At 42.0% G+C, this 26398-nt stretch carries 22 protein-coding genes; 14 read left to right on the forward strand and 8 right to left on the reverse strand.

Annotated features, from left to right (window positions below; all coding sequences use genetic code 11):
• Positions 1-108 precede the first annotated feature (108 nt).
• On the forward strand, positions 109-261 hold the full coding sequence (locus AC59JO_RS19150) for a hypothetical protein (RefSeq protein WP_158603985.1): 153 nt from the start codon (positions 109-111) through the stop codon (positions 259-261).
• 79 nt (positions 262-340) lie between these two features.
• Here AC59JO_RS19150 and AC59JO_RS19155 read toward each other — a convergent pair whose 3' ends face one another.
• Positions 341-649, reverse strand: coding sequence for a hypothetical protein (locus AC59JO_RS19155; RefSeq protein ID WP_413667494.1), 309 nt, complete (start codon positions 647-649; stop codon positions 341-343).
• Between the two features lie 386 nt (positions 650-1035).
• Here AC59JO_RS19155 and AC59JO_RS19160 point away from each other — a divergent pair, with 386 nt between their 5' ends.
• The 7 genes from AC59JO_RS19160 (at position 1036) to AC59JO_RS19190 (ending at position 6712) form a co-directional block, all read left to right on the forward strand.
• Positions 1036-2106 (forward strand): NHL repeat-containing protein, encoded by a 1071-nt coding sequence (locus AC59JO_RS19160; RefSeq protein ID WP_497307234.1) that lies wholly within the window; start codon positions 1036-1038, stop codon positions 2104-2106.
• A gap of 73 nt (positions 2107-2179) precedes the next feature.
• Positions 2180-2824, forward strand: coding sequence for an HAD family hydrolase (locus tag AC59JO_RS19165; protein ID WP_091211607.1), 645 nt, complete (start codon positions 2180-2182; stop codon positions 2822-2824).
• A 155-nt stretch (positions 2825-2979) separates the two neighbouring features.
• Positions 2980-3954 (forward strand): ABC transporter substrate-binding protein, encoded by a 975-nt coding sequence (locus AC59JO_RS19170; RefSeq protein ID WP_497307236.1) that lies wholly within the window; start codon positions 2980-2982, stop codon positions 3952-3954.
• Positions 3955-4824, forward strand: coding sequence for an ABC transporter permease (locus AC59JO_RS19175; protein ID WP_413667497.1), 870 nt, complete (start codon positions 3955-3957; stop codon positions 4822-4824).
• Positions 4821-5570 carry an ABC transporter ATP-binding protein gene (locus AC59JO_RS19180; protein ID WP_497307238.1) on the forward strand — a complete coding sequence of 250 codons (750 nt, stop codon included), beginning with the start codon at positions 4821-4823 and terminating at the stop codon, positions 5568-5570. Before AC59JO_RS19175 ends, AC59JO_RS19180 begins: the two co-directional genes overlap by 4 nt.
• 33 nt (positions 5571-5603) lie before the next feature.
• Positions 5604-5849, forward strand: a complete 246-nt coding sequence (locus tag AC59JO_RS19185) for a hypothetical protein (protein ID WP_413667499.1) — start codon at positions 5604-5606, stop codon at positions 5847-5849.
• Between the two features lie 341 nt (positions 5850-6190).
• Positions 6191-6712, forward strand: coding sequence for a tetratricopeptide repeat protein (locus AC59JO_RS19190; protein WP_497307240.1), 522 nt, complete (start codon positions 6191-6193; stop codon positions 6710-6712).
• Positions 6713-6886: 174 nt separating this feature from the next.
• Here the strand turns inward: AC59JO_RS19190 and AC59JO_RS19195 are convergent, their stop codons facing one another.
• The 5 genes from AC59JO_RS19195 to AC59JO_RS19215 form a co-directional block, all read right to left on the reverse strand.
• Positions 6887-7783, reverse strand: a complete 897-nt coding sequence (locus tag AC59JO_RS19195; protein WP_413667501.1) for a Fic family protein — start codon at positions 7781-7783, stop codon at positions 6887-6889.
• Between the two features lie 145 nt (positions 7784-7928).
• Positions 7929-8819, reverse strand: coding sequence for a citrulline utilization hydrolase CtlX (gene ctlX, locus AC59JO_RS19200; RefSeq protein WP_413667502.1), 891 nt, complete (start codon positions 8817-8819; stop codon positions 7929-7931).
• 125 nt (positions 8820-8944) lie between these two features.
• Positions 8945-10390: an arginine deiminase family protein gene (locus AC59JO_RS19205; RefSeq protein WP_413667503.1), complete on the reverse strand. Its 1446-nt coding sequence runs from the start codon at positions 10388-10390 to the stop codon at positions 8945-8947.
• A 136-nt stretch (positions 10391-10526) separates the two neighbouring features.
• Positions 10527-10841 carry a hypothetical protein gene (locus AC59JO_RS19210; RefSeq protein ID WP_413667504.1) on the reverse strand — a complete coding sequence of 105 codons (315 nt, stop codon included), beginning with the start codon at positions 10839-10841 and terminating at the stop codon, positions 10527-10529.
• Positions 10842-10907: 66 nt separating this feature from the next.
• The gene (locus AC59JO_RS19215; RefSeq protein WP_497307243.1) at positions 10908-11681 is read right to left on the reverse strand and encodes a helix-turn-helix domain-containing protein; all 774 of its coding nucleotides are present in this window, start codon (positions 11679-11681) and stop codon (positions 10908-10910) included.
• 162 nt (positions 11682-11843) lie between these two features.
• Here AC59JO_RS19215 and AC59JO_RS19220 point away from each other — a divergent pair, with 162 nt between their 5' ends.
• The 6 genes from AC59JO_RS19220 (at position 11844) to AC59JO_RS19245 (ending at position 24680) form a co-directional block, all read left to right on the forward strand.
• Positions 11844-13988 (forward strand): DUF5703 domain-containing protein, encoded by a 2145-nt coding sequence (locus AC59JO_RS19220; RefSeq protein ID WP_497307245.1) that lies wholly within the window; start codon positions 11844-11846, stop codon positions 13986-13988.
• 3 nt (positions 13989-13991) lie between these two features.
• A complete protein-coding gene (locus tag AC59JO_RS19225) occupies positions 13992-15386 on the forward strand; it encodes a GDSL-type esterase/lipase family protein (RefSeq protein WP_497307247.1) in 1395 nt (464 codons plus the stop codon).
• 215 nt (positions 15387-15601) lie between these two features.
• The gene (locus tag AC59JO_RS19230) at positions 15602-18166 is read left to right on the forward strand and encodes a Kelch repeat-containing protein (RefSeq protein ID WP_413667508.1); all 2565 of its coding nucleotides are present in this window, start codon (positions 15602-15604) and stop codon (positions 18164-18166) included.
• A 371-nt stretch (positions 18167-18537) separates the two neighbouring features.
• Positions 18538-20796, forward strand: a complete 2259-nt coding sequence (locus tag AC59JO_RS19235) for a GH92 family glycosyl hydrolase (protein WP_413667509.1) — start codon at positions 18538-18540, stop codon at positions 20794-20796.
• 173 nt (positions 20797-20969) lie between these two features.
• Entirely contained in the window at positions 20970-22229 is a 1260-nt protein-coding gene (locus AC59JO_RS19240; protein WP_497307250.1) for a glycoside hydrolase family 99 protein, read from the forward strand.
• A gap of 189 nt (positions 22230-22418) precedes the next feature.
• Positions 22419-24680: a glycoside hydrolase family 3 N-terminal domain-containing protein gene (locus AC59JO_RS19245; protein ID WP_497307252.1), complete on the forward strand. Its 2262-nt coding sequence runs from the start codon at positions 22419-22421 to the stop codon at positions 24678-24680.
• Positions 24681-25038: 358 nt separating this feature from the next.
• On the opposite strand, the gene AC59JO_RS19250 is transcribed toward AC59JO_RS19245, so the two are convergent.
• Together AC59JO_RS19250 and AC59JO_RS19255 are read right to left on the reverse strand one after the other, a co-directional pair.
• Complete coding sequence (locus tag AC59JO_RS19250) at positions 25039-25755, reverse strand: ZIP family metal transporter (protein ID WP_497307254.1); 717 nt, start codon at positions 25753-25755, stop codon at positions 25039-25041.
• Complete coding sequence (locus AC59JO_RS19255; protein WP_497307256.1) at positions 25755-26318, reverse strand: phosphatase PAP2 family protein; 564 nt, start codon at positions 26316-26318, stop codon at positions 25755-25757. Before AC59JO_RS19255 ends, AC59JO_RS19250 begins: the two co-directional genes overlap by 1 nt.
• Positions 26319-26398 lie beyond the last annotated feature (80 nt).

The raw sequence follows: 26398 nt of genomic DNA on the forward strand, positions 1-26398 counted from the left end.
TTTAAACCAAAAATTGTTGCCACAGTCATAATAATAACTAGCTTGATTTATATAAAATAAATAACTATTTGAAATTAAGCTTTTTATAATTACTTAAAATCTATTATCATGAAAGCAAAACTTCAATCACTAAAGGCCGATCTATATAATGTATTTGTAGCTGGTAATGCCGATGACAGGCAATTAGCAAAAGCATATTTCCTGTTAGCTATCCCGTTGTTCGCTATATTTTTCGGGTTGGGCTCGTTTCCAAAATTCTGATCATAAAAAAACAGTCGGTACATTTCTGTAACGACTGTTTACAACTGTTCCTAACTAATTAACTAACTATTAAACTAAATTATCTTTCAATTTGGTTTAGGCCAAGGTGATTTGCTGCGATAAGTAAATTATTAAATGAGGGTATTTTATATCCTGTTTGATGGCTACCGTTAATATATTTGCTTAAAACATCATCGTAATGATGATCAGGGATTACCAGCCTGGTGTTTATTCCTGAATTTAACAACGAATCTTTATCTAAATAAATGCCGCTGCGTTGCGGAGGCATGTCAAGCTTTTTTTCGGGTGTTGAGGCAAACATGTTAGCACATGCTACTAAAATGAGGGATGCCGCAACCAGTACAAGAAAATGGTAGAATAATTTCATAAGCAAGGTATAAGTTTTTTAAAATGATTCTGCGTTTTACAGGATCAGATTATACTCCAAAAGTAACCAACGCTCTATAAAAAGTAATCAGGGATTTCACCGTTTTGCGTACGTAGTTTTACGCAATTTTTAATAGATCTGAGTGAATAGTTAAATGTAGAAAAAAAATTTGATATAACGTTGATATTTCTTTAAAAAAAAATAAAACCTTTTACCGGATAGTAATTAAAAGCTCTTTAAGCTATAAATTAAAATGTATTGCGATTTAAGGCAATGTTTGTTCCATTGTGTTTTAGTTGGATTAGGCTTTAATTTTAATTAAATTAGCGCACCTCCTGCACTGATCAGCTATAAAACCAATTAAAATTTTGTTTTAAAATTACATTATGAAGAAAAATGAATTAACCATTTTTAAAGCTGTTGTGCCATGCCTGATGCTTTTAATTGTTGTTTCCGCATGTTCAAAAAAGAGTAATGATACTACGCAAACACTAACCGTCGTCGTAAGCACATTTGCAGGCAGCATAAATCCGGGCAAAGCTGATGGTACCGGGAGTGCTGCGTCGTTTAACCACCCGGCTGGTATGATTACAGATGCAGCAGGCAATATTTATTTGGCCGACGCGGGCAATAATTTGATCCGTAAAATAACATCGGCGGGGGTGGTTACTACTTTTGCCGGGAGCGGTGAACAGGGCGATACAGATGGGACAGGCACCGATGCCAGTTTTAATAACCCTCAGGATGTAACACTGGATGGGAATGGCAACTTATATGTTGCGGAAAGTACAGGTAAGGTAATCAGGAAGATAACTTCGGCAGGTATTGTTACTACCCTGGCAGGGGGCGGAGCAAGCGGGGCCGATGGTACAGGTACGGCAGCAGGCTTTACATCACCAACCGGAATAGCGGTGGATGGAAACGGGAATTTATTCGTTGCCGATGTTTATAAAATCCGCAAAATAACATCGGCTGGTGTCGTGACTACGTTTGCTGGGTCGGGTGTTAGTGGTTCTGCAAACGGAACAGGTACCGCTGCAAGTTTTTCGCAGATTAAAGGTATTGTAATTGATTTGTCGGGTAATCTTTATGTAACAGATTCGGGCAATAACATGATCAGAAAGATCACTTCCGATGGCGTTGTTTCCACACTGGCCGGCAGCGGTGCCGAAGGTTCGATAAATGGTACCGGAAACGCTGCTACCTTTACAGCACCTATTGGTTTAACGGCCGATAATCAGGGTGTTATCTACGAGGGAGATTCGGCCCATTTCATAAGGGCTGTTGATGCATTCGGTAATGTTTCGACAATTGCAGGTACAGGTTTTTCAGGACTGGCAGATGGAGAGGGCTCTAAAGCAAGTTTCTCAGTTCCTTACGGACTGGCTGTCGGCGTGGGGAAAGTTTATGTTGCCGATACCTTCAATAATATGATAAGGGTAATTACAGCTCAATAACCTGCTCCTCTTTTTTAAATTAACATCAATGTGATAGCCGGCAGGGGTAAAAAACACTACTTTTGCCGGCACTATGAATAATTCGCTTAAAAACAAATACGACAGCATAATTTTTGACCTTGACGGTACCCTTTGGGATAGCACAGCTACTGTTGCCCTGGCGTGGCAGGCGGCTATCAGTAAGGTAGAATATATTAAAGAGGAAATGACGCAGGAACGTGTACGTTCTATTACAGGAATGACCTATGATGCCATTTTTGATAAATTATTCCCCGAACTTAATGCAGAGCAACGTAAAGAGGTACAAGCCCTTTGCGCTGTTAGCGAGTTGGAAATCCTGTACACCAAAGGAGGGGAACTTTATCCTCAGTTGGAAGACACCCTTAAATATCTTGCCGCAAATTACAAACTTTATATAGTGAGCAATTGCCAGAATGGTTATATCGAACTGTTTTTGGATCTGAACCAATTGCATGGTCATTTCCTTGGTCACCAGTGTTTTGGAACGAAAGGAAACCCTAAGGCCGATAATATTAAAGACGTGGTTAATGATCATCAATTGAAAGCGCCGGTTTATGTGGGTGATACCATGGGCGATTATAGCGCCGCAAAACAAGCCGGTGTACCTTTCATTTTTGCAAACTATGGTTTTGGCGTAGTACCCGATGGGATGGTAGCAACTATCAGTAATTTTGCCGAACTTAAAGAACTGGTTTAAGCAACAGGTTTGTTGGGTTTATTTAACGGGAGCAGTCAACCTGTTACCCTAAATTGTGGTGTAACTTATCGCAATGTTATAATCCTATTGTAAAACAATTTTCAGCTTTTGCCATTGTACTTTCAGCTTTACAGCTAAAAAATTAATTTAGTAAAATGAAGTTCATCAAATATCTGCCGGTAGCCTTAGTTTTTATTTTTTTTGCATCCTGTAAACCAAAAACCAAATCAATGCAGGTGCCTGTAGTTGGTTTTGTTGATGCTTTTGAAGATGCCACCATATCTCAGGCCCGCAAAGGTTTTACTGATGCTTTGGCCAAGAACGGCTTTAGCGAAGAAAAGAAAACCGTTCAGATCGAATATAGTAATGCGCAGGGTGATATCCCAACGCTTACGCAGATAGTTAACCACTTTGTTACCGATAGTGTTAATCTGCTGGCAACCTGCACTACGTTATCAACGGTGACAGCACTTCAAAAAACAAAAAACATTCCGGTTTTTGCCATGGTATCGCCAACTGCCGAACGTATGAAGGTTGTTGATGCAGGCGGCAAAGCTCCGGCCAACCTTTTTGGCACGGTAGAAGATCTTAATTATATCGATACTTCATTCAGCATTATTCCCAAGCTGCTTAAACCTAAAGGTTCAAAGCTGGTTATCGGAATGATCTATAACCAGTCGGAACCGCAGTCGGCAGATGCCCTGAACCGTATTAAAACACTGGCTGCTGACTTAAATGTTGATATTGTAGCGCTTCCGTTAAATACATCTGCCGATGCACAGCTGGTTACGCAATCGCTGCTTAATAAAAATATCGATGCGTTTTTTGCCAACCCGGATAATACCGTTTTTGCATCTTTCGAAACTATCCTGAAAAATTGTAATCAAAAAAATATCCCAATTTTTACCAGCGAAGCAGGTTTGGTACAGCGTGGTGCTGTAGCTGCTTTTGGCGCCGATATTTACCAATGGGGCTACCAGGTCGGCGAACAGGCAGCCCAATATCTTAAAACGCATAAAACTGATGGTTTACAGCCCGAAATGGTGAAGATCAGAAAGAGGGTATATAATCCGGCAGCGGCTAAAAAATATAACATTACCATTCCGCCAAATTTTGAGCCTGTAAAATAAATGGATTTTTACCTTACCGCTTTATTGCAGGGCCTTTGCTTTTCGGCCATAGCGCTGGGGATTTATATATCCATGAAAATCTTTAACATTCCGGACATCACAACCGATGGCAGCTATACGTTGGGCGGTGTGGTTACGGCAGTGTTACTGACCAATCATCAGCCCACTTATGTTATTTTGCCCGCGGTGATTTCAGCGGGGGCTACAGCAGGTGCGCTTACAGGTATTATTCATACTAAATTGAAAATCAATGCGCTGCTTGCCGGAATCCTGGTCATGACGGCGCTATATTCGGTTAACCTTACTATTTTAGGCAGGTCGAATTTGCCGCTTATCAATTTGCCTTCGCTGTTTACTATTGCAAATGTAGTGAGTGACCCCAATCAAAATACATTCTGGATCCTTGCCATTTTCGTTGTTGTGGTCACTTTTATGATAGGTTATCTGCTGAAAACTGATTTTGGTATAGCTATGCGTGCTACAGGGAATAGCGAATCCATGATCCGTTCATTGGGTGTAAATACCGACAGAATGAAGATCATCGGTTTGGCTTTGGCTAATGCACTTACGGCTTTGAGTGGGTATCTGGTAGCGCAATTTCAGGGCTTTGCGGATATTAGCATGGGGATTGGTATTGTGATAGTAGGCTTGGGCTCGGTAATTATAGCCGAAACATTAATCAATTGGCTTAAACTCACATCAGTATGGTTAAGCCTGATATTGGTGTTGACCGGGGCTGTGATATTCCAGTTGGTACTTGCATTTACGCTGTCAGTAGGTGTTGACCCTAAATTACTTAAAATAGTTACAGCAGGTTTTGTACTGGTTATTGTAAGTCTGCCGCGTTTATCTTTATTAAAATCATCATGATAACGATAACCGACGTACATAAAATATTTAATAGAGGTAAAGCTAACCAGGTAAACGCGGTTAATGGCATTTCGCTGGAAATCAAAAGCGGTGAGTTTTTGGTGATTGTGGGCTCAAACGGCTCCGGTAAAACTACCATGTTAAATTTAATTGCCGGCAGTGTGTTGCCCGATAAGGGAACGATAAGTATTGATAACACCGACGTTACCAAACTGCCCGATTATAAGCGCAGCCAGTGGATTGCGAGGGTATTCCAAAATCCACTAAGCGGCACTGCACCTGATTTGAGCATTTTAGATAATTTTCGCCTGGCATCGCTCCGCACCAAAACAAAAGGTTTATCGGTAGGGGTAAATGATGCTTTTAAGAAACAGGTTCAGGAAAAAGTAGCTATGCTTGGGATGGGGTTACAAGATAAGATAGATCAGCCTATGGGAACCTTATCAGGTGGGCAACGACAGGCGCTTACCCTGCTAATGAGCGTTATGGACAACTGTAAGGTTTTATTGCTGGATGAGCCTACGGCCGCGCTTGATCCCCGCTCTGCCGATGTAGTAATGCGGACAGCTGATACACTGATCCGTGATTTTAACCTGACGGCTGTATTCATTACGCATAATTTAAAGGACGCATTTAATTACGGCACGCGAATAATACAAATGGGTGAGGGGGGGATTATTAATGATTTATCGGGTACGGAGAAAGCTTCTTTAAAACAAAACGATTTATTCGACTGGTTTGCCTAAAAATTGGCAGAGTAATTGTATAGGCATCTGTCTATGAAAAACAATAATTTTGAATCCATATTCGATGCTTACCAGTTGGTGAGCGGTGCGAAAATAAAAGGCAAAAAACACGACGAGGTATTTGAACTTGGGGCATATGATGCGCTTAAACGCGGCTATGTACTTTACCCGCTTGAACACGGTGTTAAGTTTGATGATTTCAGCGTCATGATATCCGAAAAAGAATTAAAAAACAACTTCCTGATAGAGGCAGTTAAACAAAATGCAATAGCAGCTTAATTAGGGCTGTTATTGCATTTACTGTTTTTGTAAGTCATGCAAAGGCAATAAGCCTCATACACAGTGCTGTTAGCGAGGTGTAGTGTTTTTCATTTCTTGCTTTTCTCATCCAATAATTGTAAGTTTGCACATATAAAGTACAAACCGATGTTGTTTAATAAATCATTCTGCTCAATAGTAATGTGGCCCATGGTGCCGCAGCAGAAGGGTTTTGCATCGATAATTCTCTTCTCAACTCCGGTATAGCGGTTTCGAAGTACCCAAACCGATCCTACATTTACCACATTAGTTTAACATTAGGCATTACTTAAATGTAAGCTTAACTGAATTTGAAATTTTATATGGACAATTATTATTCAATAGAAGAAAAGTACCTCCAGGCTGTTGATGAACTGTCGTTCGGTGAAACACCTAAGGGCTTAAATATATTAAACCAGATCATTACAGATGAGCCTTTTTTTGCAAGGGCGCATTACCAGTTGGGAATGATCCATTATTACAAGATCCAGGATTACCAAACTGCGGGCTATCATTTTAAAACCTGTATGGAGCTGGAGCCATCGTTTCCTGATAATTACACGCATTATCTCGATTTGGTGGTGTTCCTGGGAATGGAGAAATCGGTTTCAACTATTTCGGCCCAGGCTTTAACGACTCCTGGCGTAAATAAAGCCCGCATTTTTGATTTGCTGGGTTTGTTTTGCGAAAAGCAAAAAGACTGGAATAAAGCTTTAGGTTACTATCAGGAAGCTTTTATGGAAGTGACCGAAAAAGATGAGCGTAAAGACATTGAGGACAGCCTCAAACGCGTACGCTTAAAAATGAAACAGAAGCAGGCTTACACCTATTTCATTACCGAATAACCTTGATAACTGTTATCGGATACTTAAAGAATAGGCCCCTGATGAAGGGGCTTATTCTTTAGTAAAAAAATCCTAATTAATAACGTATGTTTAAAGATATGTTATTAATGTAAGTTGCTGTTATACAATCAGCATACAATTTTTGTGAAAAGTGTGCAGAGAGAAACACTGTCCTTAATTTATCCACTCTATTTCAAAATACCGAAGTAAAGCCTTATAATTATCCTGAGCTGTAAGGCAGGTATCTAACAGATACTCTTTTATGTGATTCCATTCCTGCAATCCTCTATAATAAAAAAGCTTTAAGTCTTCATCTATAATAAATGGTACAATATTATTAGCAAGACATTCTTTAAACATGATCAATCGTCCCACACGTCCGTTGCCGTCCTGAAAAGGATGAATAATTTCAAACTGATAGTGGAAGTTAATGATATCCTGAAGGTTTTTCTTTTCGATACTGTGATAGTCAGAGAGTATTTCTTTCATTTTTGCCGGAACGCCCTTTGGATGGCACGTTTCGTTACCCCCAACCTCGTTTGGGAGTTTTTTGTATTCACCCACATTAAACCAATCTTTTCTGCTGTCGGAAGTTCCCGATTTTAGCAAAAAATGCAATTCCTTTATAAACGCTTCCGTTAGCTTGGCCATGGCTTTATCGATGATCAGATCGATGCAACGAAAGTGATTGCTTGTCTCAATAATATCATCTACGTTAACACTTTCTTTAGTGGCTCCAATAGTATTAGTTTCAAAAATATATCTGGTTTGGTCCAGAGTTAGTTTGCTTCCTTCAATGCGGTTCGAATTATAAGTTAGGTCAATCTGTGTACGGTGGTATATACCACCTTTAAGTTTCATGTCCTTTTGCTCTTTCAGATTATTTAGCAAAATATTATCACTAAATCTTTTCTTGCTTTCTTTTTTCGGCAATGCTGCATCTTCCGGAATATTCCAGGTTTTACCGGTTAGAAAAGCTCCTTTAATTTTCCCTGTAGCACAGTAATTTCGTATAGTCCTTTCCGGAACATTCCATTTTTTTGCAAATTCGTTTACAGAAGTATAGCTCATGATTTGATATTATTGCCGTTACCGGCAAATATATGGCAAATAAAGCTTTATTTTTGTGGTTTTTTGCCGATAACGCGGTAGCTATTGAGGCATTTCTTCGCATCGCTTTGTTAGCTTTACCGTCAAATATTCGGTAGTCGGTTAACTATTTAGCTGGCAAATGCACTTCGGCCATCATGCATCTTGCGCTGCCACCACCATTGGTTTCAATGGTATTGATATCTGCATAAACTAACTTTCCATATTGCTGCAAAGCCGAACGCTGAATGTCGTTTAAAGCGTTATAAGCATTTTGCGACATCACGATCATCGTTTCGCCCGCTTTATTTTTCACCTCGAGCATATTGCCCGCAAACTGGTTCATCTGCTCAAAAGTGATCTCAATAATTTCTTTGTGCGATGATTTTAATGACGCTGTAACCGTTATTTTTTCGTGCGGATTGGGAATACTATCCAAACAGATCACCGCGAACCCGCTGCCAACACACATCAGCACATTGGTATGATAAATGGCCTTGCCTTTTTCATCAACAGCATCAAAGCTGACAGGTTGGTAACCAGATTGCTCACAAAAATAATTAAGCACTTCTTTATCGGTGCGGGGTGAGAGGCAGGCGTACGCTATTTTATTATCCCTGTCAAGCACCATGCTGCCGGTACCTTCCAAAAAACGGCGCTCATGTTCAAAGCGGCTCAGATCAATTACATGAGCAACTTTGAATTTATCCTCCAAATCGGTTATAATATCTTCCCTGCGCTCAAGCCGGCGGTTTTCTGCCTGCATAGGGTACAGGAAAACACCGCCATCGTTATGGAATGATACCCAATTGTTCGGGAATATAGAATCGGGCGTGTAGGGCTGTGGGGTATCATCCACAACGGTGACATCTACATCATTATGGCGCAAAATGTTAACCATGCTATTAAACTCGCTCAATGCTTTTTCCTGTACGCCATTTTTTTCAGCATCGGGGTTCTGGAAAGCATTGCTTGCAGCGGTTTCTTCGTTAAACCCGAAATTAACCGGGCGGATCATTAGTATATGTGATGTTGATTGACTCATTTCCTATTTGTCATTATTTCATTAGGTCATTGAGTCATTTTCAATTGCAATAAATCACGCTCAGCAATGACTTAATGACCAAATGACTCAATTACAACTTAAATTACACCATCCCTTAATACCGGCATGCTCATGCAATGGAAACCACCGCGGGCACGGGAAAGCTCGGCCGAAGGCATTAATATTAATGTATCGGTCATGCTTTGCGGATCAAGTTCATTATTCTCAAATTTTTGAAGCAGCTCGGCTACCCTGATCACGTTAAAGCCGCCTTCTTTAAACGCTTCAACAGTTTTATCGTTACGGTCGTACCCAACAACTACACCTTCTTTTAATGCCAGCAGATTGCAGGAGTCTGTCCACTGTTCGCGTGCATCAAATGGAAAGGTATTATTGCCCGAGTAAATGAACTTAGTTTTTGCGCCGCTTTTGAGGTCGTTTTCGCTGATATCAGTCAGCAGGTCTTCAATGCAACCAAACAACTTTGGCTTTTCATCTTTTTCAAATTGAACAATTTCCGGCCGTTCTTTCTGTTTTTTATCAGCAAACCATGATATCGGTTCCCGTTCCTCAATAGGCGCTTCGGCTTTAGCAAGTGAACGAAGCAGCACCCAGGTATCACGTTTAACCTGGGTAAAAACAGTGTCGATATGCATATAATCACGCTTGTTCGGGATTTTTACGATGGTTACCTTTTTTACCACGTTATGCTCAAAAAGCAGCCTGATGGCCTCATTAGCTCCGCTTACAGAAGTACGTTCGCTACAGCCGATCACTAAATGATCAGGGCTTACCATCATTACATCGCCGCCCTCTAAAGTAGTGCGGCCTTCAGCGTCTTCGCCGGGGCGTAAAAAATGCTGGGCAGTTTCCGGGATCTCTAAAATATTATCACGATAGGCCTCAAACAGCGGATGGTTGAAAAAGATGTACCGCATTAAAAGCGTTTCGCGGAAACGGGCCTTTTTTGCGGGTTTATTGAGCAGCATGTGGTTATTTACCGCTATGCCCAAATCCCTCGAAAAAATAAGATTCGGAATAGGGGCAAAGATCATCTCTTCAGTTGTTAACGAACCCGAAATAAAGATCTTGGCCAGTTCAACCGGATCGGTATCGGTAAGCTGCTGCTGTAAACGATAATTGCAACTTTCAACAGCGCATACAGAAGCTACCAATTTTTTACGGATATCCGGCTGCTGTAAAATATCAGCCAGCAGGGTTTGGATCTCGATAACTTTATCTGACGAATGGAAGCCTGCATTATCTGGCTTAAAAAATGAGCGGCGTGTGCCTTCATCATTAATTTGATGAAGCTTGCCTTTTATTTTGCCGGGATCAAGAAAATAGAGCAGCAGTTTTACATAATAGTCATATTCGTTCCTGCGCACCGTATCCAGGTGGATGATGTCTTCAAAAAGCCAGTCCTGCGCCTTTGAGGGCACAACCTTGCCCAAACCGCTATCCGGACTGTGAATAAGCAATGTGCGGAGTGTGCCAATTTCGGAGGTTACATCTATTTTAAAATCGGAGTTGGTTATTGTCATAAAGTACTATAATCGTAACACAAATCTATCAGAAATTAAATTACAAAACGGGCTTACCCGGCAAAATTTGGTTGGGTAAGCCTGTTTTCTTTTAACAGAAACTGAATACAAATGTATTGATTATATGCCGCCGTAATTAATCAGCGAGTTGCGTGTAGGTATTCCTTTCCATGCTGATGTTTAACCTTTGCAGCATCGCTTTCATATCAAAACCCTGCTGCTGATATAACTGCTGAACGGCCTCCTTGGCTTTTTGTAAAACGTCCTCATTTTGCCAAATGGCCATAGTAATGCAGATAAGGCTGCCTTGTTCATCATAACGTTCAAAAGCTCTGTCTTCAACAAAGCCGTCGAGTTTTTTTATAAAATCCCGGTTAATCTTCATCCGTTTTTTAAATTCCTGTTGGGCAATTGCCGGAACAATAAATTGGTCAATAAATATCTGTTTCATGATAATCCTTGTTTTTCTTCAAAAATCAAGACAATCAAAACTTAATACTTGTAAAAAATCATTGATTTACCATGCCCGTGGTATCTTGAAGAAATCGGCAGGGCTTAACCCTGTGAACAATTTAAATTCCTTATTAAAATGTGGCTGGTCAAAGTAACCGGCATTCAGGGCTACTTGTGTAAGGGAACCGTTTTGTGTCTTGTTATCAACTATCGATTTGATTTTAACAATACTCGCAAATTGTTTAGGAGAGGTACCAACAACCCGCCTGAAGCGTTTTTCGAATGCGTCCTGGCTAAGACAATGCGCATTGGCAAGTTCCCTGATCTTGATTTGCCCTTTAGATAACCGGATTTTTTGCAGGGCTGATATGATTAGCTGATCCTGTTTGTAAGTTTGAATATGTTGAACCAGAAATCGCTCAACGATAGCTACCCGTTGTTGATTTCCATCTACTTGCGCAAGCTGTTCCTCAAGTAAGGTTAATTTATCCGGAGCGATGAAATTATCGAGCGGCACACTCGCCTCAAATAATTCGTGAAGCGGTTGCTTAAAAAAGGCTGCTGCGCCGGCTGCTTTAAATAAGATAAGCATGTTACTTGTTGCAGAACCGTAGTTAATTAACCGGGGCGATTTCTTCAATCCGGTAATCAGCGAGGAGGGCAGTTGATTGGTGTTTAACCCGGTAATGTCACTGATATTTCCGCCATACCTGATTGCCATAACTAAAGAAGTGTCTGGCAAAATGCGGTTGATAACGTCGTCCGCCGTTTCAATAAACACGTATTGCTTTATAAATGGCTTCAATATTTCGCCCGGTGCAAAGCGTTCAATATGCATTTAACTAAGATACAAGAATTTGTTTGTCAGATGCTTTTCATAATCGATTGTAATAATTTTTTGCAGTTAATGCTTTTTTAATCTTTTATTAAGTTGCAGTAATTTATTTGCATCATCAATTAACCGATAAATGCAGGTGTACATCATCTGTTAAATAAACCTATGAATACAAAAAAAGTTGGGTTAACACTCACATCGCTGTTCCTTGCCTTTACTTCTACACTATGCTACGCACAATCTGCCGTTAACACGCAATTAGATCATTACAATGTTGAATGGGACACGCCCGGCCCAACGTCGGCACAGTCGATGCCCTTAGGTAACGGAGATATCGGCCTGAATGTATGGTTCGAAAAAAATGGTGATCTGGTTTTTTACATCAGCAAAACAGATGCCTGGGGTGGCGAGCTTGATGCCGAAAAGGACGACTGGATGAAGCAGGGTGGGGTACTAATGAAACTTGGAGCAGTAAGAGTATCGATAAATCCCGATTCTTTAAAAAACAACGCGCCGTTTAAACAGGTCTTAAAACTCCGCAATGGCGAAATCCAAGCACAGTTAGGCGAAGGAAAATCTTCAGTTCAATACAGGATTTGGGTTGATGCAAATCATCCGGTTATCAGGGTTGAGACTAAAAGTGCAACTGCTGCTACTGTTAATGTAAAGCTTGAAAACTGGCGCGCTGGTAAAACAGATACGGTGCTGAACGGACAAAAGAACTGGATAGCCTGGTATCACCATAATTCGCCAACTACCGATGCACATCTGGCGAACCTCACTTTTGGGGCGATAATTAAAGGGAAGGGGTTATCCAACCAGGATGACATTTCCCTAAAGTCGGGCAAAGTAACCTCTCAGGTAATTTCTATTTATCCATTAACCGCAATAGCCGGAAGCGGGCGCCAATGGCTTGGTAAACTGGAGCCCAAAGTAAATGCTATTGATCAGTTAAACCTTGAACAAACTCGCTTAGCTCATCAAAAATGGTGGCAGCAGTTCTGGAGCCGAAGTAATGTATTTGTAACCGGCGATGATCTGGCCGAAAAAATTACACAGGGATACATTCTGCAACGTTTTGTTACCGCTTGCGCAGGAAGGGGAGCTTATCCCATTAAATTTAATGGGTCTATTTTCGTGGTTGATAATCCGGCCAAAAATGCCAATGCCGATTACCGCGCCTGGGGCGGGCAATACTGGTTTCAAAATACCCGGCCAATGTACTGGCCGCGCCTTATGGCCGGCGATTTTGACATGATGCTACCGCTATTCAGGATGTATGCCAACATCCTGCCGGCCAATGCCAAACAGGTTGATGACTTTTATAAGCATGGTGGTGCTTATTTTGCCGAGACTGCGCCTTTTTGGGGCGGTTTAAACTATATGGGCCCCGAAGTGAAGGCCAATTACACCAATCACTATTTTACCCCTATACTGGAATTAAGCATGATGATGCTTGATTATTACGAATACACCTGCGATACCGGTTTTGCAAAAAAAATGCTGCTGCCGGTTGCTAAAGCCGGGTTACAGTTTTTTGATGAACACTTTAAGCGGGACAGCACCGGTAAACTCCTGCTTGATCCTGATAACTCGATAGAGATGTTCTGGAAAGTGCATAACCCCGCGCCAGATATTGCCGGGTTACATGCTGTACTAAGCCGGATGATCGAGTTGCCGTTAACTGTTGCAGATAAACAGACCAAACAGCAATGGCGAAAATTCTATAACGAACTGCCGCCATTGCCAACTGACAATCATGATGGCAAAACCGTTTTGCTGCCGTATACCGGTCCGCAAACCGCTAAATCATTCAATAGTGAAAATCCGGAGTTGTATGCTATTTATCCGTTTAGGCTTTATGGTTTAGGCAAGCACGGTTTGGATGTAGCTGTTAATACCTTCAACGCCCGTAAACAACGTTCTAAAGGCTGCTGGGTGCAGGACCCTATACAGGCTGCAATGATTGGCGATGCCGAAGTGGCTAAGGATTATACCAGTTTTGCCCTAACCCGAAAAGATCCGGGCCTGAAATTTCCTGCATTTTGGGATAAAGGTAATGATTATATGCCAGATGAAGATAACGGCGGTAACGGCGAAAATGGCCTGCAATTAATGCTGATGCAGGTAGAAGGTAAAAAGATCATGTTGTTGCCTGTCTGGCCCGCAGGTTGGAACGCCGATTTTAAATTGAATGCGCCTTACAAAACCACGGTTGAGGGTAAGGTAATCGACGGGAAGCTCACTAATCTTAAAGTTACGCCGGCCAGTCGCCTTGCTGATGTTATCGATATGACTAAAAAACGCTAAATCATGAAAAGGATACTGATTATACTGATAGCTTTTTGCCTGATCAACGGCGCGAATGCGATAACAAGGATAACCTGCATAGGCGCAAGTATTACCTATGGAGCTACCTTGCCCGATCCTGCTACGCAATCATATCCCGCACAACTGCAAAAGCTTTTGGGTAAAAACTACTCGGTAAGCAATTTCGGGGTAAGCAGCGCTACGCTTTTGCGCAAAGGTGATCTTTCTTATTGGAGCACCAAGGCCTATCAGCAGGCCCTGCAAAGCAAACCCGATTTGGTATTTATTGACCTGGGAGGTAACGATGCCAAACTCGTTAACCGGATACATCTCGATGAATATGAAAAAGATTATCATGACCTGGTCCGGTCATTTGCTCAATTACCTTCGCATCCGCGTATTGTGTTGTTATTGCCGATTCCATCTTTTCAGGCCGATACTAACCAGATCTATGACAAGGTGATTGTTAACAACATCATTCCCAAACTTAGAAACGTAGCCTATGATGAACATTTAGAGGTAATTGATATGCACTCTATGTTTATTAACCATGAAAGCTGGATGCCTGATAAGATTCACCCCAATTTGGAGGGTACTGCCATGACTTCCAAAAGGTTATATGATGCGGTTGTGCAGCCCCGCGATAGCAACTACGATGTTTTTAGCAGCATGAACCAACCGTTTAAAGAAAGCAATTTTTACGGCTACCCTTGCGCCGAATTTATATTAGATAACCGCGAGTGCAAAATTGTAAAGCCCAAATGGGCTGCTAAAGGCCATCCCTGGGTATGGCGTGCACGCTTTTGGGGACATGAACCGCAGACCGATATCGCGCTTTTGGAGCGTGGCTTCCACCTTGTTTATTGTGATGTGGCGGAGCTATTGGGTAATAACGAAGCAATAGGTTATTGGAATGATTTTTATAAAATGCTTACCAACGCAGGCTTGGGTAAAAAGGCTGTGCTTGAGGGCATGAGCAGGGGAGGTATTTACCTATACAATTGGGCGGCTGCCAATCCTGATAAGGTAGCCTGCACCTATGCCGATAATGCCTTGCTCGATTTGAAGTACTGGCCCGATTCGGCTGTTTTAAAAAAGGATTTCAATTTAACCTCTGCAAATCAGATTGGTTCATTGAAAGTAAGCCCTATCGATAAGGTACCACAAATTGTAAAGGGTAAGTTCCCGATGCTGCATCTTTCGGCAGATGATGATGAGGCTGTTGATCCTTCAAAAAATACGCTGTTATTTGAACAGAAGGTTAAGGCTCTTGGAGGTTCAATTACGGTGATTCATAAGCCGGGCTTTAAACATCATCCGCATAGCTTACCTAATCCGACACCAATAGTTGAGTTTATTTTGAAGGCAACGGGTTACGAAATTCCTGCCCCTAATTAATGTTAAATTGTATTGTACACCAAGTATAAGTTCACTAAATGATTGAAGCTTAAACAGCTTTGTACAGCGTAGGATTATAATGTTATAATCTTTGAAACTAAACTGTATTTATTGTAATTTTAGCCAATTGAGCCAATTAAAAGCGCTGAATTAGGGCCTAAATTATAAATACCGGGCGGTACGTGAGTTGTAATGCTTTGGGTGTACTTATCAACATGAGATTTTTTTTACCGGGAATAATTGTTATTGTTTTATTGAATTTTCTGTTCATGTCGCCCACCCATGCACAATCGTACGGGTTGGGGTTCTATAGTCATGAGGTGGTGCAGGATAAACGTACCGGGCTGGACCTTGCGCTGAAAAACCTCTCGCCTAAAGACAAATTTGAGGTTTCTTTTGACCTGTCTTTTTTACCTAACAGGGTTATTTATTTCGGTTATATTTTGCGGCTGATAGGTGATGATAATCAAAATGTCGACTTAGTTTATGATAACCAGGCTAATACCAGGCATTTTAAGATCATTATTGGCGAACGTCTTTCAAAAATATCTTTCAATATTGATGATAAACTGCTTTTTGAGCGCTGGAATAATTTAAAGATCCAGATAGATTATAAAAACGATAAGATCACTGTTGTGTCGGGTAATCAGTATTTAAGTGAAACAAGCATTCATTTAAAAGCAAGCTCAAACTATAAGTTGCTCTTTGGCGCTAATGCTTATAAACAGTTTCAAACCACTGATTTGCCTCCGTTTAAATTGCGTGATGTACGCGTATTGCAAAACACGGAGCAAATAGCTAACTGGCCGCTTAATGAATGGGAGGGCAGCGTAGCCAACGAAACAGAAAACAAAAACATTGGTTCGGTTAATAACCCGCTTTGGATTAAGGCACGTCACCGCAACTGGCAGCTGGAAAAAGAATTTACAGTTCCGGGAGATGCCAGTTTGGCCTTTGACGCCGCAAACGAGGAGGTGTTTGTCATCACGGCTGATTCGTTGGTTACCTATTCCATTAATAAAACACCTCAGTTAAAAAGCAAAGCATATGGCTCCGGTCGGCAAATGTTGGTGCCGGGTGATCAGGCACTGTATGCCAACAATAAACTCTATTACCTATATATGGATCAAACGGCCGTTGGTACGTTTGATTTTATTACGGGTAAATGGGACAGGGGCTACATTAACTTTGCAACTAATAACGGGCACCTCAATAAGTTTTTCAGCCAAACAGATACGGCTCTTTATACCATAGGTGGTTATGGGCAGTTGGTTTACAAGGATAGTGTTCGCCGTTTTAGCCTGAATACTAAACAATGGGAAAAGGTTAAATTTAAAGGGGATACTTTTACGCCTCGTTATTTAGCCGGGTTAGGGGCTAATGCAACCGGCGATACCGTTTATGTAATTGGCGGCTATGGCAGCGCGTCGGGACAGCAGATTGTGAACCCGCGTAACCTGTATGATATGGTGCGTTTTACGGTTAAAGATAAATCCTTCAAAAAGCTTTTTAATATTGATGTTAAGAACGAGGATTTTGTTTTTGCCAATTCCCTTGTCATCAACTCAAAAGATAAATCCTATTATGGTTTGATCTTCCCTCAGCATAAATTTAACTCCAATTTACAGCTTATAAAAGGATCATTGGATAAACCTGCCTACGAAATGGTGGGGGATACCATTCCATTTCAGTTTCATGATGTAAGTGCTTATGTTGATTTGTATTATCTGCCGCATAGCGCCAAATTTTTATCGGTAACGCTGTTTAAAGAAAATGACCGCACCAGGGTTAAGGTTTACTCGCTGCTTAGTCCGCCTGAGCCAATTGCTATCAATACCCTTTCAGAAAGTCATATGGGGTATTTATTATGGATAGCTGCCGGTTGTGTTGTTTTTGTGGGGATTGGGGTAGTTATTGTTAAACGCCGTAAACATGCTGCTTTGAAGCCATTGGCCAAACCTCAAAATGTTACTACTGAAATAGTATTACCTGCTGATGAGCCACAGGGATTAGAGGTAACCGAAGCGAAAGAGGAAAATGAAAGCCGGCTGCATGTCAATAAAAACGCAATATTTTTATTTGGCGATCTGCAGTTGTTTACGCCCGATGGTAACGAAATCACCAAATACTTTACGCCTTTATTAAAAGAGTTGTTTTTAGTGATCCTGATGTATTCGGTTAAGTTCGACCGTGGTGTAAGTTCTGAAAAACTGAATGAAATCCTCTGGTTTGATAAATCGGAGAAAAGCGCAAGGAATAACCGCTCGGTAAATATAGCCAAGCTGAAATCATTGCTTGATAAGATAGGGCATTGCCATCTATCAAAAGATACCGGCTATTGGAAAATTGAGATAGATTATAACGAGATTCAGGTTGATTATCACAATTACCTCAATATTGTATCCAATAAAAGCAAGCTCAATAAACAGAAAATAACCCAGCTTACGCACATCACTCAACGCGGCAATTTCCTGTCGAATATTGAGTATGAATGGCTCGATGCCTTCAAGTCGGAAGTATCTAATGAGATCACCGACTCATACATTCAGTTTGCTAATTCGATAAAGGTTACTGATGATCCTGAATTTTTGATCAAACTGGCCAACGATATTTTTTATTTTGACCCGGTAAATGAGGAAGCCATGATCCTGAAGTGCAAAGCACTGTCACATATCGGTAAGCACTCCCTGGCAAAAAACACGTTCGAGAATTTTAACAAGGAGTATAAAGCAATTTACGGCGAGGCTTTTGAGCGCGATTTTCATTCAATTCTTGAATAAATCTGTTACAATTGATATTTATTGGAGTAATTAATCAATTTTTAATGATTAATTAAGTTGTTCGGGCAATTTTGAGGCATGACCAGTTAATCAATTTTAATAAACACGAGGCACCTACGGAGCCCAAGTCCGGATTATTTTTGCTTTAAACACGAAACTCCTATGGAGTTCAAAAAAGTGGAAGCTCAACTCCGTAAGAGTTTTGTGTTTATAGATGATGCAGAGGGAATTTTAAGGCTCCGTAGGTGCCTCGTGTCGGCGATATCAAAGGTGATTTTTCTGGGAGTATTGCCAATTAATAAATCTGGCGCTTGTATTTTTACAGAGTCAGCATAAAACGTTAATCAGTATATCAATATAAATTAATAGCCATGTTAAGCCCACTTCCCAGGTTGTTTAAACCACTGATTTTATCCACGGTACTCGGTATTGGTAGTTTGTGTGTCAGTGTGACGGTATCTGCTCAAACAAAAGATGAAGGCAATCTTCAATACATCGATCCGCATATTGGTAATGTGGGAGCGCTGCTTGAGCCAACCCGCCCAACAACGCATTTACCTAACCAGATGATCAGGATGTTGCCTGTTCGTCATGATTACATTGATGATCAGATCTCAAGCTTTCCGCTCAATGTGGTATCGCACCGTTTGGGAGAGGTGTTTTCGGTTAAGCCGGATAATAACACAATTACCCCTGCTTCGTGGAGCGAAAGAATGACCTATGACCATGATCTGGAAGTTACCCGCCCGTGGTATTACTCAACCTTTCTGATTGATAAGGACATCACCGTAGAGTTCGCACCTGGTAAAAAGGTTGGAGATTATAAATTTACTTTTCCGGCTAAAAGTGCTGCTAAAAGCATTTTGTTTGGATTGTATAACGATGGCGCAGCTAATTTTACGTTTACCGGAGGGAATGAATTAACCGGTTTTGAAACCTATCATGACGATATCAAAGTTTATGTATACGGTAAGTTTAATGCTAAAGGTACCACTGGCATAGTAAAAGATAATGCCCTGCTTAAACAAAGCACTGCAGATGGGAAAGACCTTAAATCATACATTACATTTGATGCAGGTACTCCGGATGTCATTGAGTTTAAATACGCCATATCATACGTAAGCCCTCAACAGGCTAAGCAAAACTTTAGCGATGAATTTGGCAGTGCCGATTTTGAAACGCTCAAGCAGGCAGCCAAAGCAACATGGGCAAAAGTAGTAGGCCAAATTGAAACAGAAGGCGGCACTGTGGCACAACGCAGGTCATTTTATACTGCTTTGTATCGTTGCAATGAGCGCATGGTTGATATTAACGAGGACGGTCATTATTACAGCGGGTACGACAAAAAAGTACATGATAGCAACCGCTCGTTTTATGTGGATGACTGGGTTTGGGATACTTATTTGGCCCTGCACCCGCTTCGTACTATCCTGAACCCTAAGCTGGAATCGGATATGTTGAACTCGTATGTTAACCAGTATGAGCAAAGCGGCTGGATGCCAACCTTTCCTGTATTATTTGGTGATAACCCTTGTATGAATGGCTTTCACTCTACCGTAATGTTTCTGGATGATTACCGCAAAGGCATTCGCGGTTTTGATGTAGATAAGGCCTATGAAGGGATCCTCAAAAATGCCAATGAAGCCACTATGCTGCCCTGGGAAAATGGCCCTAAATGCGAATTGGATGATTTTTACCATACCAACGGATATTTTCCCGCCTTGAAAAAAGGAGAAAAGGAAACTGTAAGCCTGGTACATGGTTTTGAAAAACGCCAGGCAGTAGCGGTAACCCTTGGCGGCAGTTATGACGATTGGGCGGTTGGCCAATTAGCCGGTGAGTTGAAAAAAACAGCCGATGAGCAAACCTTCGCCAAACGCGCGCTTAATTATAAAAACCTGTGGAACAACGATAAACAAATGTTTATTCCTAAGGATAAGGACGGCAACTGGATAGACATCGACCCCAAGTTTGACGGCGGTTTAGGCGGTCGCGAGTTTTATGATGAAAATAACGGCTGGACTTATTTGTGGCAGGTGCAGCACGATATCTCCGGGCTGGCGAATCTGATGGGCGGGCAGGATAAATTCCAGGCCCGTTTGGATCAGCTGTTCCGTGAAAGCCTTGATAGGAGCAAATACCAGTTCTGGGCAAAATTCCCTGACGCTACGGGATTAGTTGGCCAGTATTCGATGGGTAATGAGCCAAGTTTCCATATCCCATACCTGTACAACTTTGCAGGCGCACCATGGAAAACACAAAAACGTGTAAGGTTCCTGCTTGATGTTTGGTATAAAGATAACATCTTCGGTATCCCCGGCGATGAAGATGGCGGTGGTATGTCGGCCTTTGTGGTGTTCTCGTCAATGGGTTTTTATCCTATTACACCAGGCAAGCCTGTTTATACCATTGGCAGTCCGGTGTTCAGCAAGGTGACCATCAACCTGCAAAACGGAAAGCAATTTAAACTGGTCGCTAACAATTGCTCGGTAGTAAACAAATATATCCAAAGCGCTAAGTTTAACGGTCAGGTGCTTAACAAGCCGCTCTTTACCCATGAGCAACTCATGGCCGGCGGTACGCTTGAACTGGAAATGGGACCTAAACCAAATAAAAACTGGGGCATCTGATCTATGAGTTGTTTGAAAGCGATATTGTAGAGACGCATCACATGCGTCTATCGTAAGCCTGTTCCCTTGTCCTAAAAGAGACGCATGTGATGCGTCTCTACTTAAAACAATATTAAAAAGCATTTTGACCAGCTTCTAAGCATAAAATCAACACATATTAAAATTTTATCCTGATGAAAAAACACGTTTTTAGCATCTTGCTGCTATTGCTGTGCGCTGTCGCTAACGCTCAGTTGAGGCATAGCAAGACATCGGCATTTAAAAGTTACAAAGGTTTGGTTATGGCCGGCTACCAGGGCTGGTTCAACGCACCCGGCGATGGCGGTAACCGCTGGTGGAATCATTATGTTTCGCATGGCAAGTTTGAGCCGGGTTATACCAATATCGACCTGTGGCCCGATGTGAGTGAATATCCTAAAACCTATAAATCGCCGTTTAAGCTGGCCGATGGCAGCGACGCTTATCTGTACAGTTCATATGATGCCTCGTCAACCGAAACACATTTTAAATGGATGCAGCAATATGGTGTCGACGGCGTTTTTGTGCAACGCTTTATTGGCGATGTGCAGCGCGGGCCAGGTAAGCATCATAATGATGTAGTTTTGGGGAATGCGCTCAAATATGCGCAGAAATATCATAGGGCTATTACCGTAATGTACGATCTGTCGGGCATGAATGCGGGAGGCGATTCGCTGGTGATCAAAGATTGGAAACATCTTATCGACAGTATGAAAGTAACCAACCGGGGCAATAACCAAACCTGGTTATATCACAATGGCAAGCCTTTAGTTGCTGTATGGGGGATAGGTTTCAATGATCATCGCCGTTATGGTTTGACTGAAGGCGAAAAGATCATTGATTTTTTAAAGAATGACCCGGTTTATGGCGGCTGCGCGATATTGCTTGGTGTGCCGACATACTGGCGCGACTTTGGCAATGATACCGAAAATGACCCGCACTTGCATGATTTGCTGCGTAAGGTTGATATTGTTCACCCATGGTTTGTAGGCCGCTTTAACGAAGAGGCTTATCCTGCTTTTCAGCACCGCATCGCTGAGGATATTGCATGGTGTAAGGAAAATAAGGTAGATTATGTACCTACCATATTTCCGGGCTTCAGTTGGCACAACATGAACCCTCGGGCCAAACAAAATCAGATCCCGCGCAACCGGGGCCGCTTTTATTGGAAACAGATCAACGGCGCCATCAACAGCGGTGCAGAAATGTTGTACGTTGCTATGTTTGATGAAGTTGACGAGGGCACAGCTATCCTCAAAGTATCAAAAAATCCACCGGTAGGCTTAAGCGCTTTCGTTACCTTTGAGGACGATATTCCAAATGATTATTACTTGTACCTAACCGGTTATGCCGCTAAAATGCTACGCAGGCAGGTACCCTTAACAGCCGATGTGCCACCGCCGGTAAAAAAATAGAATTTTAAGTTATTACATTAAATTTAATTGACATTAATGGCGGATAAGCCCGCCGTTAATGTTTTATTAATCACTTATTAGTTCCCCGCTTATAGTTTTAGCCTTCGATAAAGCGGGCTGTGGATTGATTTGTTTATATCGACAATCGATTGTACCCGAAGTAATAACCCAACCAATTATAAATTATTTATGAAGCAAAAGAACGCCTATGTATCGGTTCTTTTAGTAACGATTTTATGTTCATTTAATACCCCTAAGCCTACTGCTAAGCTTCCGTATAAAGACGCATCACTGCCGGTTGAAAAGCGCGTTGCCGATTTGCTCGGCCGGATGACCACTGCCGAAAAGATCCGTCAGCTGGATATGTACTGGGGGCACGAGGTTGCCAATATGCAGGGCCATGACGCAGTTTCCATGTCGGATAGTGCCAGGATCAATATTGGTACCGAAGGCATTGGCTCGGTGCATGACTTGTATCCGGCAACCGCAGACGTAAGCAACCAGATCCAACGCTATGCTGTTGAGAAAACACGTTTGGGTATCCCGGTACTTTTTATTGAAGAAGGACTGCACGGCTATGAGGGTTTGGGCAGTACCACCTTTCCGAGCCCGATGGCGTTGGCCGGTGCCTGGGATACGACCAATGTTCACAAGGCCGGTCGTATTATAGCAACTGAAATGCGTGCCCACGGTGTTGCCATGGTATTAGGCCCGGTACTTTGCCTCCCGCGCGACCCGCGCTGGGGCCGGGTCGAAGAAACCTACGGCGAAGACCCTTTTCTATCGGCAGCTAATGGTGTGGCCATGGTAAAAGGCTTGCAGGGTAGTAAGCTGAGCAATCATAATACCGTTTTATCCGAACCAAAACACTTTGCCGTCCATGGCATTCCTGAAGCTGGCAGTAATATGGCACCTGTTAATATGGGCGAAAGAGAAGCCCGGTCATCCTTTTTATATGTATTTGAAAAAGCAGTAAGGGAGGGCGGTGCGATGGGTATGATGGCAGCATACAGTGAAATTGATGGTATTCCCTGTGTAGATAATAAATGGTTGTTAAAAGATGTGCTGCGTGATGAATGGGGCTTTAAAGGTTTTGTTTTGTCCGACTTGGGCGCCATCAAAATGTCGCTCAATAACCACCAGATAGCAACCGATGCGGCGGACGCATTGGCTCAAACCTTTACCGCTGGTATGGATATGCAGTTTTATGATTTTCCGCATGTACCTTTCCATGAGGCTATGAACAAGGCGCTGGCGAGCAAGAAATTATACATGACAGATTTAAATCGTGCAGTATCAAATATATTACGAGTGAAATTTATGCTGGGTCTGTTTGATCATCCTTATATAGATGTTGATCTGCTAAAAAAAGTAAACCATACGGAGGAAAGCCGTGCCGTTGCCCTGAAACTAGCTCAGGAAGGGATCAGCTTGCTGAAAAATGATAATAACATATTGCCGCTCGGGCCTAATGTGCGTTCGGTGGCAGTTGTCGGACTGCTGGCCGAAAGCACATACCTGGGTGGTTACGCTAATAAGATGGGTAAAGGTGTAGCGATATTGGATGCATTGAAACAAAAGGCTGGTAATAACCTGGATATTAAATTTGAAACAGGTTATACCGCAGATACATCTACTATAAAACAAAACGAATACCTTGAAAAGGCTGTCAATACGGTTAGGCAATCGGATGTAGCGGTTGTTGTTTTAGGCGAGGATATCAACGAAGTAGGCGAGGGTAAAGACCGCGCCAATCTCGACCTGAACAAACAGCAAAGCCGCATGATTGAAGCCATATATAAAACCGGGAAGCCGACAGTAGTAGTGCTGTTTAACGGCAGACCGCTATGTATTAACTGGGTAGCCAAAAAGATCCCGGCCATTGTCGAATCGTGGTTTTTAGGCGAAACAGGAGGGTTAGCCATTGCCGATGTGTTATTAGGTAAAGTAAATCCATCGGGTAAATTACCTATGACATTCCCGCGGTCGGTGGGGCAGGTGCCTTTTTATTATGATCATAAGCCAACATCAAGGCACGTGTATGTTGATCAGGATACATCAGCGCTGTTCCCATTCGGGCATGGATTAAGTTATACTTCATTTGAATATTCAAACCTGAAAATTGCTCAGTCGCAAATTCCGCTTAATGGTTCCGCAAACGTTAGCGTTAACATTAAAAATACCGGTAAAGTTGAGGGGGAAGAAGTAGTGCAGCTTTATTTACGCGATGTAATAGCCAGTGTAACTACTCCTGTAAAATCACTCAAAGGTTTTAAACGAATTAGCCTTAAACCCGGAGAAAGCGGCACGGTTCAGTTTAAAATTGATAACAAAGAACTGATGCTCTGGAACCGCCAGATGAAGCGAGTTGTTGAGCCGGGAGAATTTAAGGTGATGGTTGGTAGCTCGTCTGAAGATATCAGGCTTAGGGGGAGTTTTTATGTGAAATAATTAGATGTGGAGATGTGCAAATTTCAGATGTGCAGATGTTTGGAGTGAACATACTTAAAATATCCCGGAGCATTCCAAACATGAATCCGGTGTTTAGTTGATGATTACCATAATATTTGGTAACCGGTGCGCCTGGGGTGAGATACAGGCGCACCTTTTTTATTATATATAAATAGGGATAACAAAAAGCCGGGGTAGTGCGATTCTCCTCTTGAGAGGGGCGGTAATGGTTTGGAAGGCATACCGATGAAACACACCCCAGCATTCGCTCGTATTCCACCTCTCAAGAGGGGATTTTAAAACGTCAATTATTTAGACTCTGTTTTGACGGTAACTCCCCCTTTAGGGGCTGGGGGGCCTAGAACTCCTTCAAAAATCCCAGCAATGCAATAGCAACACCGGCCAGCACCGCCATCATCTTACGCATATTAAAACGATGATCGGCGCTTGATTCAAAGAGAATGGTAGTTGAAATATGCAGGAAGATCCCGATAACTACACCCATAATTCTGTTAAAATAATGCTGCAGATTGCCGATGTTTCCGCTGCTTAATGCATCGCTGAAAAAATATCCGGCAGGAGCCATTATCGCAAAGATGGCAACAAAGAAAATAGTTTTGTTTTTGCCCTGTTTGTTGGTGAGCAAAACTGTAGCTAATGCAAAAGCGGCAGGAATATGATGCAGGGCAATGCCGTAAACTAATTGATCCTGGTTGCCCTGGGCAAGTGGCATGCCTTCTAAAAATGCATGCAGACAAAGACTTGCCATGATACCGATAGGGAAAACCGCCAAGTCATGCGGATGTTTGTGCATGTGACCATGTTCAATCCCGTCCGAAAATTGTTCAAGCACAATCTGAAAAAGGAAGCCTATCAAAATAAACATGCCTACATAGTTATCATTGCCATGATAAGCATCGGGAATTAGGTGTAAAACGGTAATACTAAATAGATAAGCGCCGCTAAATGATAGCACCAGCTTCAGCGTTTTGTGATTATCACCCTTAAATAAAAATACAGAAGTACCGCCAAAAAAGGCAGCAAAAAACAGCAGCAGAATTTTCCAGTATCCCATTAAAAGGCAGGTTGTAATTTTTTAAACAATAATGAAAGCAGCCATCCCACAAGAGCGCCATACAGAGCACCACACAATACATCTATAGGGAAGTGTACACCAACGTATACCTGGGCAAAGCAAATACTCCCTGCCCACAAAATGGCCCAAAGCCAGATCCATTTCCACTTACGGCCAAATACAAAACATAAAAATATCGCCATGGCAAAATGGTCGGAGGCATGGGTCGACGGAAAACTGTAGCCGCTACCACAGGGTACGCGACTGATGTCGGTAACTGATACTATCGGATCACGGCAGGGGCGGAGGCGTTGTACAGTATGTTTTATGAGAACGCCGCTGCTAAAATCAGCTACACCTGCTGATGCTGCCAGTAGTAAAATAATGATAGCGCCAATTTTTTTGTATCGCCATAAACAAAAAGCGATAATGAAAATATAAAGCGGGATCCAGAATTTGGGATTGCGCAACAAAGGCATTATCCAGTCGAAAAACGAATTGGACAGGTCGTGGTTGATGAAATAAAATAAATGCCGGTCGAGATTTAAAAGGTAGTCGGGCATTGTTTTTACTATAGGTGTTTGTTTACTTAATTTTCAAAGTTATTAAATCGGTTAAAAAAACCTTGCGAGTTTTAATACTT

It is taken from the genome of Mucilaginibacter sp. A5337 (assembly GCF_059690695.1).